Origin of the sequence: Paenibacillus sp. GCM10012306 (assembly GCF_042649265.1) — a bacterium.
Lineage (GTDB): Bacteria > Bacillota > Bacilli > Paenibacillales > Paenibacillaceae > Paenibacillus_AQ.
The window spans coordinates 57,715-73,394 of record NZ_JBHRYW010000011.1 but is presented as its reverse complement, the minus strand read 5'-3'; the positions used below and the strand labels follow the sequence as shown (position 1 = coordinate 73,394).

14 protein-coding genes and 1 riboswitch are annotated in these 15,680 nt (G+C 48.9%); of the genes, 2 read left to right on the top strand and 12 right to left on the bottom strand.

Features of this window, described 5'->3' with window-relative positions:
* Positions 1-345 precede the first annotated feature (345 nt).
* Entirely contained in the window at positions 346-705 is a 360-nt protein-coding gene (locus tag ACFORK_RS21840) for a MerR family transcriptional regulator (RefSeq protein WP_379202963.1), read from the bottom strand.
* Positions 706-825: 120 nt separating this feature from the next.
* Here ACFORK_RS21840 and ACFORK_RS21835 point away from each other — a divergent pair, with 120 nt between their 5' ends.
* Positions 826-1,464: a nitroreductase family protein gene (locus tag ACFORK_RS21835; RefSeq protein ID WP_379202961.1), complete on the top strand. Its 639-nt coding sequence runs from the start codon at positions 826-828 to the stop codon at positions 1,462-1,464.
* 228 nt (positions 1,465-1,692) lie between these two features.
* Here the strand turns inward: ACFORK_RS21835 and odhB are convergent, their stop codons facing one another.
* Complete coding sequence (odhB, locus tag ACFORK_RS21830) at positions 1,693-3,006, bottom strand: 2-oxoglutarate dehydrogenase complex dihydrolipoyllysine-residue succinyltransferase (protein WP_379202959.1); 1,314 nt, start codon at positions 3,004-3,006, stop codon at positions 1,693-1,695.
* A 52-nt stretch (positions 3,007-3,058) separates the two neighbouring features.
* Positions 3,059-5,932 (bottom strand): 2-oxoglutarate dehydrogenase E1 component, encoded by a 2,874-nt coding sequence (locus ACFORK_RS21825; RefSeq protein ID WP_379202957.1) that lies wholly within the window; start codon positions 5,930-5,932, stop codon positions 3,059-3,061.
* Between the two features lie 520 nt (positions 5,933-6,452).
* A riboswitch (cyclic di-GMP riboswitch) is annotated at positions 6,453-6,537 on the top strand.
* A gap of 27 nt (positions 6,538-6,564) precedes the next feature.
* On the opposite strand from ACFORK_RS21825, the gene ACFORK_RS21820 reads away from it, so the two are divergent.
* Positions 6,565-6,717 (top strand): anti-repressor SinI family protein, encoded by a 153-nt coding sequence (locus ACFORK_RS21820; protein ID WP_246316984.1) that lies wholly within the window; start codon positions 6,565-6,567, stop codon positions 6,715-6,717.
* Positions 6,718-6,822: 105 nt separating this feature from the next.
* Here the strand turns inward: ACFORK_RS21820 and ACFORK_RS21815 are convergent, their stop codons facing one another.
* The 9 genes from ACFORK_RS21815 to ACFORK_RS21775 all read right to left on the bottom strand — a co-directional run bounded on the left by ACFORK_RS21815 (position 6,823) and on the right by ACFORK_RS21775 (position 15,467).
* Entirely contained in the window at positions 6,823-7,152 is a 330-nt protein-coding gene (locus ACFORK_RS21815) for a helix-turn-helix domain-containing protein (protein WP_217622300.1), read from the bottom strand.
* 181 nt (positions 7,153-7,333) lie between these two features.
* Positions 7,334-7,921, bottom strand: a complete 588-nt coding sequence (locus ACFORK_RS21810; protein WP_379202955.1) for a TasA family protein — start codon at positions 7,919-7,921, stop codon at positions 7,334-7,336.
* Between the two features lie 71 nt (positions 7,922-7,992).
* Positions 7,993-8,586, bottom strand: coding sequence for a TasA family protein (locus ACFORK_RS21805; RefSeq protein WP_379202952.1), 594 nt, complete (start codon positions 8,584-8,586; stop codon positions 7,993-7,995).
* 91 nt (positions 8,587-8,677) lie between these two features.
* Positions 8,678-9,265 carry a signal peptidase I SipW gene (gene sipW, locus ACFORK_RS21800; RefSeq protein ID WP_379202949.1) on the bottom strand — a complete coding sequence of 196 codons (588 nt, stop codon included), beginning with the start codon at positions 9,263-9,265 and terminating at the stop codon, positions 8,678-8,680.
* 3 nt (positions 9,266-9,268) lie between these two features.
* The gene (locus ACFORK_RS21795; protein WP_379202947.1) at positions 9,269-10,576 is read right to left on the bottom strand and encodes a hypothetical protein; all 1,308 of its coding nucleotides are present in this window, start codon (positions 10,574-10,576) and stop codon (positions 9,269-9,271) included.
* Positions 10,577-10,893: 317 nt separating this feature from the next.
* Complete coding sequence (locus ACFORK_RS21790; protein WP_379202945.1) at positions 10,894-11,112, bottom strand: hypothetical protein; 219 nt, start codon at positions 11,110-11,112, stop codon at positions 10,894-10,896.
* A gap of 267 nt (positions 11,113-11,379) precedes the next feature.
* Positions 11,380-11,946: a PadR family transcriptional regulator gene (locus ACFORK_RS21785; RefSeq protein ID WP_379202943.1), complete on the bottom strand. Its 567-nt coding sequence runs from the start codon at positions 11,944-11,946 to the stop codon at positions 11,380-11,382.
* A gap of 3 nt (positions 11,947-11,949) precedes the next feature.
* Positions 11,950-13,473: an MDR family MFS transporter gene (locus ACFORK_RS21780; RefSeq protein WP_379202941.1), complete on the bottom strand. Its 1,524-nt coding sequence runs from the start codon at positions 13,471-13,473 to the stop codon at positions 11,950-11,952.
* A gap of 197 nt (positions 13,474-13,670) precedes the next feature.
* Positions 13,671-15,467, bottom strand: a complete 1,797-nt coding sequence (locus ACFORK_RS21775) for a bifunctional diguanylate cyclase/phosphohydrolase (RefSeq protein ID WP_379203192.1) — start codon at positions 15,465-15,467, stop codon at positions 13,671-13,673.
* Positions 15,468-15,680: the final 213 nt, after the last annotated feature.

The window sequence follows — 15,680 nt, the reverse complement described above, 5'->3', positions numbered from 1 at the left end:
AATTAACATACAAAAATGCCCTTAATGAATGTTCCCGCTTCGTTGCCGCCGAATTAAGGTACAAAAATGCTCTTATTTATATATTCGTGAGGCTGGTTCTGCTGACGATGGACAAGTTATTGCACATGCTTGGGGGAAAGCACTGTCAGGGAGTGGGTTAGCCCCTATTGATCTTCCCATTGATCTTCATACCCCCTATGGTTATGGAGCCGCGCAGGCTTCCCTTCACTAAAGCTAAGCGGAATGTTAGTTGAATAAATAACTATATAAAGTGAACTTAAGAATAACACCTTACTGATTGATGATATCCGTATATTCACAGGGCATTCTCCAGTCAGTTTAGTTCTAACATTTTGTTTGGAAATTCGCTTTTCCTTCTAAGACTGTATGCAAGAATTTTTTCGATTTTTTCAATCGTTTCTGGACATCTTCAATTTCTTTAATTTTTTGTTCAACAACCTGCTTCTTTACCTCGTATGATAAATTAAGCTCTTGGCTGACTAACAGACTTATTTCCTCTATGGAAAAGCCTACGGATAAAAGTGCCTTTACATCTTCCAGGAACTCAACAATCTCCTTAGAATAAATACGATAATTATTGGCATCTCTTTGCAGAAAGATGTCCGGAATTAGATTTTTACGTTCATAGAATCTCAACGTTGAGATAGGCAGACCCGTTAATTTCGAAACCTCATTTATTTTCATAATCTATGACCTCTTTTACTTGTTGCTATAAACTTAGGTTTATAGTTCATAATGCGAATATGATAACGAACGACATACACAATGTCAAAAAACTACCGTTATCAAGAGGAGAGAAATTCTATGTTTAATAATACTCTAAATAATGATTTCGCCAGTATTGTCAAGGAACGCCGTTCTGTTCGTAATTATGACGAGAACTTTAAAATATCGAAAGAAGAGCTTAGTGAAATAATTGCGGAAGCCAGCCTGGCCCCGTCCTCTGCAAATATGCAGCCTTGGCGTGTAGTTGTGGTGGATACTCCGGAAGGAAAAGAAAAACTAAGACCGCTTGTGCGTTTCAACACTTTGCAAAATGATACTTCATCAGCCATGCTGCTGATTTTTGGCGACACCGAAAGCTATTTAAATGTTGAAGAAATTTACAACACAGCTGTGGAACAAGGAAAAATGCCAGCAGAAGTACGTGATAGCCAGGTTCAAACGATCCTGTCGATGTATCCAACTTTACCGAAAGAATTGAAAATCGAAGTGGCAAAAATCGATAGCAGCCTGTTTGCTATGCAGTTAATGTTAGTCGCTCGTGCACATGGGTATGATACGAATCCAATGGCAGGCTTTGAAGTTGATCAGGTAGCCAAAGCATTTGATTTAGATGAAGAACGCTATGCGCCAGTAATGATTATCTCCATAGGCAAAGCGAAGGAAGCAGGATATGAATCCGTGCGGTTAAGCTCTGACAAGATTACATTTTGGAGATAAGCATTTGTATTAACGAGAGGCGATCATTCAATAAAAAATAGCGGTAGTCTAGTACTTTATATCGTCCATGACTGCCGAATTTACTTCCATTGGGAAGGTTAAGGTACAGAAGCTAAGCAAGACCGATAAGTATGGTCGTAAAAAAAGGAGGTCCCTGGAGCAACGCTCCGGGAATCTCCTTTTTGATTGATATGTTTGCTTCCTCATGGCCAACCTGGATGAAGGCAATTAGCCTTCCAACAGCAGCGCTTCCGGATCTTCCAGCAGTTCCTTGACTTTGACCAGGAAGCTTACGGCTTCGGAGCCGTCGACGATCCGGTGGTCATAGGACAGGGCGATATACATCATCGGCCGATTGACAGTAGTCTCTTCGTCCAGTGCAATCGGGCGCAGTTGGATTTTGTGCATACCCAGGATACCTACCTGTGGGGTATTAAGGATCGGTGTAGAGAGCAGTGAGCCGAACACTCCGCCGTTAGTTATCGTGAATGTGCCGCCTTGCAGCTCAGCCAGGCTAAGCGTGTTGGCCCGTGCTTTAGCGGCCAGCGCACCGATTTCCCGCTCGATCTGCGGGAAGCTCAGCCGGTCCGCATCGCGGACGACCGGTACGACCAGACCTTCCTTGGCCGCAACGGCAATGCCGATATCATAGTATTTCTTCAGCAGCAGATCCTCGCCGTCGATCTCGGCGTTAAGCATTGGATAGGCCTTCAAGGCGCCGATCACGGCCTTGGTGAAGAAGGACATGAAGCCGAGCCCGACATCATGCTTCTCTTTGAAGTTATCCTTGCGGCGTTTGCGGATATCGAGAATCGCCGTCATGTCCACCTCGTTGAAGGTGGTCAGCATCGCCGCTGTCTGCTGCGCTTCCACCAGACGGCTGGCAATAGTCAGCCGTCTGCGCGACATGCGCTTGCGCTCAGTCGCTTTGCCGTCCTCCGGGTGCGGCGCTTTGCCCAGCGCCGCAAGCGGCTTCGCCGCCTCCGGCTTGCCTTGCGGCGCCGGAGCAGCTGGCGCAGCAGCACTCGCTGCGCCATGGTCCTGTACATCGGCCTGGCCAATCCGGCCGATTGGGTCACGGGCGCTAACCTCGCCAAGGGCGATGCCGCGCTCCCGTGCCAGCTTGCGCGCGCCCGGCGTAGCCAGGGCCGCGGAGCTGTCGCCCGCGCCCACAGCTACGGGCGCGGGACTTGTAGCGGGTGCAGGCGCTACCGCTACTGCCTGAGGCGCGGCGGCGTTGCTGCCGCCTGCCGCTTCCTGTGCGGCCACGGTGTTACTGCCGTTCGCCGCTTTTGGCGTGCCGGCTGCTGCCGCGCCGATAATGCCGATGGCTTCGCCAACGGCTACGTTCTCGCCGGCTTGCCGCAGGATGGAGGAGATGACCCCATCCTCCTCTGCACTAATCTCAAGATTGACTTTGTCCGTCTCCAGCTCTGCCAGTACATCTCCCTGGCCGACAGTATCGCCCTCTTTAACCAGCCATTTGTAGATCGTTCCTTCGGAAATGGATTCGCCTAGATCAGGTACTTTAATTTCAGACACAGGCCGCTACCTCCCCAAACTTTATAGTTTACGCTATAGTGACACCGTCCTCTTAGGAGGACGGTACAGCCGTTTGTACTTGCGAATTCAATTTCAGGGCTTCCGTAACAATTCTACGTTGCTCGTAGGTGTGAACATCTGCATATCCGCTTGCCGGGCTGGAACGCTCCGGACGGCCGATATATTTAACCTTGGTATTCTCGGGAGCGATGGCCCGTAAACGAGGCTCAGTGAAGCTCCAGGAGCCCATGTTCTTCGGTTCTTCCTGTACCCAAACGATTTCCTCCAAAGAACGGAAGGTGCTCAGATGAGCAGCCAGTTCCTGTTCTGGGAACGGGTAGAGCTGCTCCAGCCGCAAGATATGCAGCCAGGACCATTCCTTGCCCTTTGCAGTAGCAGCTTCCAGCTCGGCTTGCAGGTCAATAGCGACCTTGCCGCTGCAAACCACGAGCCGTTTCACTTCAGCCGGGTTTTGGCCGAGCAGCGGCTCAGGCAGTACAGCCTGGAACTGCCCTGAAACCAGTTCGGTTCCGGCAGAGGTGCTGCGCGCGTTGCGGATCAGGCTCTTCGGCGCCATGACGACGAGTGGACGGGCATCTGCTTTGCCGCACAGAGAAGCCTGACGGCGCAGCAGGTGGAAATACTGGGACGCAGTGGTCAGGTTCGCCACCGTCCAATTTTCTTCCGCTGACAGCTGGAGGAAACGCTCCAATCTAGCGCTGGAGTGCTCCGGTCCCTGACCTTCGTAGCCGTGTGGAAGCAGCATAGCTAGGTTGCTGCGCTGTGTCCATTTTGCCCGGCCGGCTGAGATGAACTGGTCGATGATGACCTGCCCGGCATTGGCGAAGTCGCCGTACTGGGCTTCCCAGATCACGAAAGTCTCAGGTGCAAATACGTTGTAGCCATACTCGAAGCCAAGCACCGAAGCTTCAGACAACGGGCTGTTGTACACGCCAAAGGAGGCGTGAGTTTCGCTCAATTGATGCAGCGGAGAGAACAACTCTCCGGTCTCGCTGTCATGCAGGACGAGGTGACGGTGCGCGAAGGTACCGCGCTGTGCATCTTGGCCGCTCAAGCGAATCGGAGTCCCGTCTCTAAGAATGGTCGCGAAGGCCAGAGTTTCTGCCAGTGCCCAGTCCACCTTCTCGCCTTCGTTCAGCGCGTCTTTGCGCCGCTGCAGAATCCGCTGCAACTTAGGATAGACTGTGAATCCGTCAGGAACGCTAAGCAACTCGCGGTTGATCTGTTGGAGCGTAGCAAGAGAGACGGCAGTCAATTTGCTAGGGACAGTCTCTGTCTTCACGGGAACGGAAGTCTTGCTGTCCGCGCTCTTATTTTTGCCTTCTTTCATATTATCATAAGCCTGCTGCAAGATGCTCTCTGCATCGGCATTCATTTGCTTCACATCTTCATCTGTGACGACCTTCTCCTGACGGAGGCGTTCGGCATAGATTCTGTGAACTGTCGGGTGATTGCGGACCTTGCTGTAGACGATCGGCTGGGTTGTTTCCGGATCATCCATCTCATTATGGCCGTGGCGGCGGTAACCGATCAGATCAATGACAAAATCCTTCTTGTACTTATTGCGATAAGCGCTAGCCAGACGAACAGCTGCTACACAGGCTTCCGGGTCATCAGCATTAACATGGATGATAGGGATCTCATAGCCTTTGGCCAGGTCACTGGCATAATGCGTCGACCGAGAGTCCTCGCTTTCGGTCGTGAAGCCGATTCGATTGTTGACGATGATATGAATTGTACCGCCATTCGTATAACCGTCCAGCTTGCCGATATTCAGTGTCTCGGCCACAATGCCTTCACCTGGGAAGGCGGCATCTCCGTGCATCAGCACAGCGATTGCCTTGTTCGTGTCGAGCTTCGGCAGGCCTGGTGTGCTGCGCTCTTCTTGAGCGGCACGGGCGAAGCCTTCTACGACAGGATTAACAAACTCCAGGTGGCTCGGGTTGTTCGCCAGTGTCAGCCTAGTGCGGACGGTTTCGCCTTCACGTACGGCGCGATCAGCACCCAGATGGTACTTTACGTCTCCGGTCCAGCCGTAGTTAATACCCATGGAGCCTTCCGAAGGGAACAGTTCCTTGTTCGGTGAATGATGGAACTCGGAGAAAATGATATCGTACGGCTTGCCCAGGATATGAGCCAGTACGTTCAGACGCCCGCGGTGGGCCATACCCATCAGGATATGCTCGGCACCTTCATGCGCGGCAGCGCGTACGATTTCGTCCAGCATTGGTACCAGGGCATCATTGCCCTCCAGACTGAAACGCTTTTGGCCTACGAAAGTCTTGTGCAGGAAGGTCTCAAACTGCTCCACTTGAATTAGCCGATTCAGCAAATCCTTGCGTTCGGCGGTATTCAATGGCGCAGGTGAGTTAACGGACTCCGCCTGGCTGTTCAACCAGCGAAGTTCCTGTTCATCATGCACATGACCAAATTCGTAGGCTATAGTTTGTGTATAGGCTTGGCGCATCCGGTGAACGGCGTCCCAAGCGGTTTGAATATTATCCGGGACATTCTCCCAAATTAGTGAAGCAGGGAGGGCCATGAGGTCCTCTCGCGTCAATTCATACGTTTCATGATTCAGCCATTTTGTCATAGGATTGTGATCCCGCTCCAGCGGGTCAATATTGGCGGCCAAATGGCCATATATACGAATGTTAGCGATTAGCTTAGAGGCTTTGACAGCCTTGCGAAGCCAAACTGCATCTCCCGAGACGATAGGCTGCGGAGCTGGTTCAGCATCCGGCGCCAGGGGAGGCGGGCCATAAACAGTAAAAAGTTCACGGTAATTATTTTCAACTGAGGAGGGGTCTTTCACAAACTGCTCATACTTCTCCTGAATGTAGCCCAGATTGGGGCCATAATATTTGCTCCAAACAGATTCATTGTAGGGCTCTTTGGCTGCCATGAATACATCCTCCTAACGGATGAACTCCAAACGCGGGGCGCTGGTATGGGCCTTGTTCGGAGCTGTGATGGTTGCGTTTTCATTTCCTTACTATTGTGCTACTTTCGGTGGCCTTAATCAATTCATACTTTCGTCCAATCCAATCGCAAAACGGTATGGTTCAGCCTGGTCATTGATGCCATAGCGCCATAAATAGATTACATCAACAAGTGTAACTATTAAAATAATTCGATAGTCCTCGTTTTTTTTATAAAACCTGATTACAATGCTCGGATATGGGTTAATGGTTCTATAATTAGTCTATTTTGGGTTAGTAGAATTATTAATAAGTTCAAAATTGTGCATTGGGTACAGGTGGTTTCAACTTGGACAGGTATTAGTCAAAAAGAGCTAAACTTTTTACATTTCTCACCTTAGAAATTCCCAGAAAACGACACACTTTTCCGATTCTTTCTTGTATAATGTTATTGCAGTATGGTTTTTAATAATAATTTCTAGCCAGATCCTTTCATGTAAAGGGTCCAGTAAAGGGTAAACCTGTTGAAAGGCAGGGGCACAAAGTCTCGGGTCTAAGGTAGAAATACTACGACGGCCGGACTGCCTGGGGACGCGAAATCTTAGGAGGAGATTTTTTGGATAAGTCCAACCAGGGGAACAACGGAGAACTGCAGACAGTTGATCTGGATTTAGAATGGGTATATTTGCTGCTGAGTGCCAAGAAGGCGGGCATCAAGGCGGAGGAGATTCGCCGTTTCTTTAATGAGAAGGCTTTGAAGGCTATTTAGCAGCTTGAATCATAACAGATACATATAGAGAAGGGCACAGCATATGCTGTGCCCTTCTCTATATGATGGGGCCCCAAGCTATTGAAGCGCTCAGGGCCGAAATCTTTAATCCTTTTGTTCAAGACGCCATTTTTGATAATCTAGAAATTCCTTGAACTCCCGCTTGCTGATGCCGGAGCTCATTGCCTCTTGCACGAGCCGGAACCATTCCGAATCCAGCGGCGTCTCTTCAGTGTCGGAGAGGTCTCCATATAGCAACACGTGAATAGATACTTGTAGTGCGTCGGCAATTTTTTCAATGAATTGGATAGAGGGGTTGGACTGAATATTTCTCTCAACATTACTCAGGTACGACTTGGCCACATCCGCCTTGTCCGCAAGTTCGGATAAGGATAAGCCCTTCTCGACCCGGAGTTCATGGATGCGCCCTCCCATATTATCAGGCACGATGACAACGCCCCTCCGTACTTTTTGTATAAGTATAACAAATTTCCTTGAAACGGACAAAGACACATTGCTGTTCAGAGGAGAAAAGAGGAGGGGATTGGAGCAAAAACCGGCATGTCTTAGCCCGGTGAAGGGTGTAAGAGATGCCGGTAGTTTTTAGGAATCAGACTTATTTTAATTCTCCGGCGCCTTGCTTGGCGTTGAAGGTCAACTTCACGTCCAGTTTGTCACCTTGGAAGATGTTTTGATCCTGGCCGTTCTCAACGAACTCAAAGGCTAATTTGAGCGTCTTGGATTGGGCTGCGGAGATGCCGCCTGGGAAGGCATTGGCTACCAAATCGTAGCCTGGATTGCTCTGCAAATCCTTGAGTGTTGCTTCGGCAACGACATGGCCAGCAATTGAGCCGCTAGTATAGCTGCTGTCAAGGAGCTTTACTTTAAAGTGAGCACCCAGATCCTGTCCGGCGTTGTTGCTGTTAGTATCAGTTACGATATACGTAGTAACCAGCTTCAGTTCTTTAATGTCGAGCGAGCCGCTATTCTGCAGAGTGAAGTTGCGGACAGCGATGTCACCTGGCTTCAGATTGCTCAGGTTCACATTTTGCTCAGGATTAGTATTCAGATCCAGCGTACCAGCGGCGAAAGTTGCTGTGCTTTCCGCTGTATCGCTGAAGTAAGCGAAGGTGCCGCCCCCGATTAAAGACAATCCCAAAGCCGCCGTTGCTACGCCAAGACCCAATGTTTTTTTGATACCCATGAATAAATTCCTCCTCTTATATGGTTAATAAAATGGTAGACAAAATAGTTAATGCGTTGAGATCGAACGGCTTACTTGTATTCGCCAGCGCCTTGTTTAGCCTCGAAGGTCCACTTCAATTTCAGGCTGTCTCCCTGGTAGTAGTTCTGAGGCTGGAGGTTGTCGACAAAGGCAAACTGAACAGACAGCTTATCCAGAGTTCCTGCCTTGATCCCTGATTTTTCGCCGAAAACTGAACCAAGGATGCCTGCTTTTACAAGGTCAGGCGAAAGGTTTTCCAGCTCAGACAGTTTTTTAATCAGAACCGGAGAAGTGATCTTGTCTTTATTAACCAGGAAGGTGACCACGATGTCATCTTTCAAGTTATGGGTTCCATTGTCATTGTTCACGTCTATAACTTCAGTTGCCGTTTTCAGCAGCACTTGGGAAATATCAAGTGAGCCGCTATTCTTCAGCTTGAAGTCTCTGGTGATGATATCACCTGGCTTGAGATTGTTGAGGTCCACGATCACAGAGGGATCAGAATCCAAGCTCAATGTTCCGTTGTTAAAAGAAGCTGTACTTTGCGCGGTATCGCTGAAATATGCGAAGGTTCCCCCGCCGACCAAAGTCAATCCAAGCGCTGCTGAGACAACGCCCAGCCCCAGTGTTTTTTTAATATTCATTCTTTCATCCCTCTCTCGATCTTTTTAGTTTCTGACTTTACGTCATGTATATTGTTGCTCCACGTTTCGTAAACGGGAGTTTACAATCCTATTAATGTAAGGTGTCCGGCAGTGACTCAGCAGGGGCAGGCACATTATTCTTCTTTTCCAGAGCGGTGATAGCTTTCCAGGTACTGTATAACGCGTACAACAGGAGCAGGAGACCTGGTACGATCATTAGCAGCACGCTACCTGCCTTGGAAACTGCGAAGTTCATGGCATAACCAACATAAGGAACGGTAAAGCCGGTATACTCTCCGATCACGTTGGTCGAACTGACCGGGGACATGTCGGCAGCGTTATTGTTGTCGCCCTTGGTTGTATAGCTGGCCTCGCCAATGGCGCTGTTCATGCTGACATCGACGATACGGTGGGTGATCAGAATGTTCTCTGGATTCATGAAGGTAATGACATCGCCTTTCTGGAAGCGGGTCATATCACCACCGGGTTTGAGCGCAATGATGGAGCCGGTATGGATGCCCGGTTCCATGGAACCGGATAGGACCGTCTTGATTTGATAACCGAAGAAGGTAGGCTCTCCGCCTGAGGCCTTGGAGACTACAACTGCTGCGACTACCACCAGGAACACGATAAGCATCAGGGTGGTTATCGTATTGCCAATGATTTTTTTGATAAGCATTTCTTAATCGCCGCCTTTAATGGAATCTGATTCTGGAGAAGCAGAGGGTGCTGGAGTTGCCGAAGGAATTGAATTCGTTACTGGCAAAGTTGTAGCTGAAGGCGACGGCTCTGCGGACGGCTGTACGTTCGGTGTTTCCTCAGGTGTGGAGATAGGGGCAGGCTCTCCGCTCGGGGAGTCTGCGGGCTCAGCAGTAGCTGTTGGTATTGGAGAGGCCGATGCCGCTGGTTCGTCCGTTCCGTTGTTCTTGCCATCAGGATCGGGGTTGCCGGCCGGAGGTGTTTCTGGCTTAGGTGCACCTTTATCCGGCTTGCCTGCTTTTTCCTTGGCTTTCTCAGCAGCTTCTTCCTGCTTTTTCTTCTCCTCTGCTTGCCGTTCTTCTTCCTCCTTGCGGGCTTGTTCCAGCAGCTTGGCTTTTGCCTCGGCGATCTGCTCTTGCTGTCCTTTCAGAGTGTCAATCTCGCTGGCGAGGGAACGCTTAGCCTCGTTCATCTCTGTATTCATCTGTTCATAGCTAGACTGTAACTCCGTGGAGACTTCTGTTTGGGGTGTGTAGGCTCTGGCGAAGAATGTCAGGATGGGCTCCTGGGTCAGGAAGGCCGGAATGTTTGGTTCCAGCAGGGATGTAACAGGACTCTCCGGAGGAAGTGAACCTCCGAGTTCATGAATTGAGACGAGATAATTTAGAATTCCGGTCAAGGTGGTTACAAGAGATTCGGACAGTACGTTGCTTTGACTAAGGCTGCTTTGGAACTCCTCGAAGAATTGGGCATCGCGGATTTCCAGACAGTTGGGTTCTAAGTTGATCATATACCCTCCGATCTGGGACAAAATTCGGGCAGAGCTTGCAACCTCTTGCATAATCTCTAGCCAGACCCCTGCATTGAAGCTAAGCTGGCTATCAAGCGCACCAATCTCACCGGTAGCCGCTGTAATCTGCTGCGCGGTCTCCTGCGCGGCATGGTCCAGCTCTTCCAGCGACAAGCCTTCGACCGCTGCGGAGCTTCCCAAAGCTAGCGTGACAGAGTGGCTGTTCAGTGAAGCTGTGAGTTCGTTAATCCTTTTAATGTGGTCGCCCAATTCCTGCAGCAGCTTCTCGATCTGGCCGGGGAATACTTTGCACAGCTCTATTGTGGTGTTCTGCTGCTTCGAAGTGTTGAATTCACCATAAGTGCTGCCGATCTGATTGGACGTATAAAGGAAAAGAACCGATATGGCCATGCCTGATTGCAGCATTCGCAGACCGATATGCTTACGTTTTCTTTTTCGTTGGCGAGCTGATCTAGGATACAGAGGAATACCTCCTCTCATTTCTTACCGGGATGCCGGTTCGCTATATTTGTTCTTTATTAAGAACGATGTGATAACCAAATCATACACGGGCACTAGGAAAAAGAAAACCGCTAATTTCATTGATTTGTGCTTTATAAAGAACTAAAAATGCTTATTATCTCTTATATACTCTGTATATCGCTAGTTTTCTAATAAAATTCGTAATAAAGAACGATATTGTGTGCCTGATTATGAAAAAAACCGGACCACATTTAATGTGGTCCGGTTCGTTACGTTTTGATCATTAGAGTAGGGGGACTAAGAGGGGGATAGAGAATGTTCCCTCCTTTTTGTGATTAAAAACCTGTATTGTATTTCTCCTCACTGGAAGAGCGGTGTTTGGTGTTGTCCTTGTCTTCCTTCTCTTCGTGCCTCTCCAGATTCAGATCTTCCATCGGAATTGCGTCAACGGTTGCTTCACTTTCGTACATCTCGAACAGGCTTTCCTGATCTGTAGGGTACTGTTCGGGATTATCAAGGCTGGTGCCTCCGAACGGTTTCTTGGGATTGCTCATAACATGTTCCCTCCCTTGCCTAATAATGATGAAGCTGGTTATTTCTTAAGGGTTATGACGACAGTGTGCCCGTGATCTTACTAATCCATAACCATTCTAGACCCGACAGATTTGTTTCTACCCGTATCCTTGTTAGTAGCATTCAGCTTACCGACGGTCATCACCCTTTAATGTGCAATTTTGAGCTGGTCCAAAAAGTAATATCTGATTAGATAAAATACCATTAAATCCTTGGCATTGGTTAATGCATACAAAAAACAGAGGCCCTCAGGCCTCTGTATCCAGTGATGTTCCGATATCGCATAGTTTGTTGGCCAGCACATCCTCATAAAGACGCTTAAGCCACTTTAGTTCGGTAAGACAATGCTCGTACCGTCCATACATTACATGCAGCACAGATCGGGGCACGAGGGGGATATGCTCTTCATAAATCTGATAGGTCAGATTGACATCATGTTCTGCCTTCAGAACACGTTCGTTCAGCAGTTCTGCAAGCTTTTCCTGGTCTACATAGCGGGAGAAGGCGAGTGGAATATATAGTGGATGGAAGACAGGATCATTCTTCTTGATCTGCTGCAGGATGAGCTGCTCGAATATATTCTTGCCCTTGTCAGTAATGCTATAGATCGTCTTGTCAGGTCTGTCCTTGCTGCTTATCACTTCTACCGCTTCAATGAGCCCATCTTGCGACATCTTGTCGACAGCATAATAGAGTGACCCCATCTGCAGCTTCATAATCTGGTCCATTCGGCGATCCTTCATCACCAGTGTGATTTCATACGGGTGCATGTTCCGTTCCAGGAGCAGGCCGAGAACTGCAAGTTTAATGGACATGGCTTACCTCTTGGAGGGGGACGTCTGTGCCGATTTACCTGGAATCAACAGACGGTCACCTGGCGGCATCAGCAGCACGAAGACCAAAGCGAGTACTGCAGGGACCAAGGCCCACAGGAAGGTATCCGCAATGGATGTGGAGAGTGCAGATGATATTTTCTCCAGAACTGGTGCTGGAATCTTGGCTCTGGCTTCCGGAGTCAAAGCGGCACGTGGATCACCGAACGCCGCGGTTTGGCCACCGGCACCAAAGGCTTCAGTTAAGCTATTCGTAAAGCTGTTACGCTGAATAATCCCAAAGATCGTAATCCCGAGCGTCATCCCGAGCGAACGCATAAATGTGTTGGTGGAAGTAGCAGAACCGCGTTCACGCATCCCGAAGTTATGGATGGAGGCCATGCTCAGAACCGAGAAGGAGAAGCCGACGCCGAAGCCAGTCAAGGCCATAAATACATTGAGCAGCAGGCGAGAAGTGTCCGGTGACAAAGTGGTCAGCGTGAACACCCCGGCAACGAAGCAGATCGCTGACAGTATCATAATGTTGCGGAAGCTTGTCTTGCTTGCGAGTAGACCACCTGACTGGCTTCCTAGAACGGAACCAATCATCATCGGCATCAGAATTAGCCCGGAATTGGTTGCTGAACCGCCAAATACGCCTTGGACGAAGATCGGAATATAGATGGTTGCCACAATAAAGGCCGAACCATAGAAGAAGGCGGTAATGCTGCTTGTTGCGAACAATCTTTTACCAAACATGGCGAACGAGATGACTGGCTCTGCAGCTACACGTTCGATGAGAATGAATGCGATTAGGAGAACAGCAAAGCCTGCGAACAACCCGAGGATTACGGAGGAGTCCCACGCATATTGATTGCCGCCCAGTTCCAGGGCGAACATGAGGCAGATGATGGCTGCAACCAGTGTGAAGGCTCCGCCCCAGTCAATACGCTGCTTGGAATGGGTAACAGATTCTTTGTAAGACAATGCAATCAGGAAGATGGCGACAATGCCCAGTGGAAGGTTGATGTAGAACACCCATTGCCAGCCTACATAATCAGTGATGTACGCTCCCAGTAACGGGCCTAGTACACTGGAGATACCGAAAACGGCCCCGAACAGGCCGGTGAGCTTGCCTCTTTTCTCAGGCGGGAAAATGTCAAAAACAATCGTGAAGGCGATCGGCATCAGCGCCCCGCCACCGATTCCTTGAACCGCGCGGTAAAGGCTAAGCTGGGTAATCGTAGTCGCCGTTCCACACAGCGCCGAGCCTACCAGGAAGACAATGAGTCCGAACATGAAAAATCGTTTGCGGCCATACATATCGGAGAGCTTGCCGAAGATCGGGGTACCAGCCATGACCATAACCATGTAAGCAGAGGTGACCCATACGATTTTATCCAGCCCGCCCAAGTCGGCAACGATGGTGCCCATCGCCGAAGCTACTATGGTATTGTCCATTGCAGACATCAATATACCGAGCAGCAGGCCTACAACTACAAGTTTAAGATTACTTTCTTTCGAATGCATGCGTACAGGCTCCTTTTTATTATAGTGTTCAACATCAGAAAATCAGGAAACATGGATATTATATTCAAATTTGAATAGGGTGGCAATATGCAAATTTCTTTTATAGTTATTCTGGGCACTGTCTGAAAAATGTAGTCAAAGAAAAAGAGCACCGGAAGCGATGCTCTTCAATAGATACTGAATATAAGTCTATGAGCTTAGGATGTACCTTGTAACGCCTGCTCTGAACCCACGTCTTCTGTTGGGAATGCTCTGGATTCGATATAGTTGATGAAGAACTCTGTCAACTGCGGATCGAACTGGCTTCCCGCGCAGGCTCTTAGCTCCACGATGGCTTCTGTTATGGATTTTGTAGGCTGGTAAGGTCGTTCGGTAGTCATGGCGTCAAAAGAGTCGATGATGGTCAGCATCCGGCACAGGCGGGGAATTTCCTCACCTTTGAATCCGTAGGGGTATCCTTGTCCATCATACCTTTCATGATGCAGCTCGATGTAGGGCGCCAGATCCTTGAATTTTTCATTGGTCATCGCCATTCGTTTGCCCCAAGTGACATGCCATTTCACCATTTCCCATTCTTCAGGCGCCAGCTTGTCCTGCTTGTTGAGGATGCCCCATGGAATCTCCAGTTTCCCGATATCATGAATCAGCGCACCCAGGGTAAACTGACGTTTGGTGAGATTGTCCAGATTGAGCATTCCGCTGATGTCCAGGGCATATTGAAACACTCGCTTGGAGTGCTTGAAGGTCTCCAAATCTTTGTACATGAACAGGTTCAGCTGCTGCTCAATGTCCCGCACGTCCTGGCTGAAATCAATCTCGCGTTCCAATGGCGATTGGTTGCCATAAATATGGACCATATTCTTGCCCTGCTTCTTGGCATAATACAAAGCCTGATCCGCGTGTTCGACAAGTTCTGATTTCTCATGCACATCTGGTCTGTAGCCAGCGATGCCTGCCGAGAAGGAGAGACAACCTTGCGGGAAAATTTCTACCCCTTCGAAAGGGGAACGGTTCAGTGTCCTACGCAGCCGTTCGATGAACTGCTTGGCTTGAACTGTATCATGCGCAGGCAGGAGCAGTGTGAATTCCTCGCCGCCATAACGGGAAACGATAATCTCCGTCCCCTTGGACTCTTTTTTCAGCAGCTCTGCGAGGAAGACAATTAGCCCGTCGCCTTTCAAATGACCGAAATGATCATTGTATTTCTTGAAGTCATCAATGTCGATCATGGCCAGGGAAAGCGCAGAGCCGTCGGCCTTGGACTTGCGCATGGCTTCTTCCAGCGCCGTCTCGAAATAGCTGTGGTTAAACAATCCAGTGCGCTGATCCCGGTTGGCACGTTCCTCAATGCTGCGGTACATCGCGAACAATTGTTTGAATGAATAGGAGAGCAGCACGCTTAGACATAGAAATAGTGCCAGTCCGACAAATTCGTTGTGGGACACCAGAATAGTTAATACAAGTGAAAGCACCAGCGTGCTAAGATACGCCAGAAGGGTATCTCTGAGCATCCCTTTGAGCGTATCGTACAAATTTTCGTGGAAGACGACGTAATAATAGAGTCCAATCAAGAACGTGTTTAGGATAAAATATACAGCCATGCTTCCGGCATAGGCGTACAGGTGATGGCTCAGCAGAGGACCTTCAGCCCCGCCAAGTGCGGTGAAAATTAGTGAAGATGTACAAATCATGATGGAATAGACTGCAAAATTATTGAGAGGCTTCCACCAAACCTTATTCCGCTCCAGGAAGAAAGAAATAAGAGAAGAGAGCAACAGTACCGTTAATGAAAATGAAGGGCCGAACAGAAAGATGCAGGCCAGGTACACCGAAGAATCCAGGGATAAACCATTGCCCTGTGGAGGAAGCTGAAAAGTGAACACGGTCAGAATGACTGCGGCTGTCGACATGGCGCATATCCATACCCAGTCCGAAGCAGCGTAATGCAGAAAGGCACCCCTATTATAGATGGCAAAGAGACCAAACCCAGCCATGCAAACGATTAGTGCATACAACTGGCCTATATTTCGCCTGAAAAAGTTTAATGTACGGTTGAGCAATATAAGCCCTCCTCTCGTGCAATGTCATGATGTTCCATTATTTTAAGGGAAAGTACCCAAATTTCCTAGGGTCGAGGATACAAAGAATTTATCTGGAAAAACAAGGGTATAATTCTAATTGAATTCGCTTCCATACCCTGAATTCCT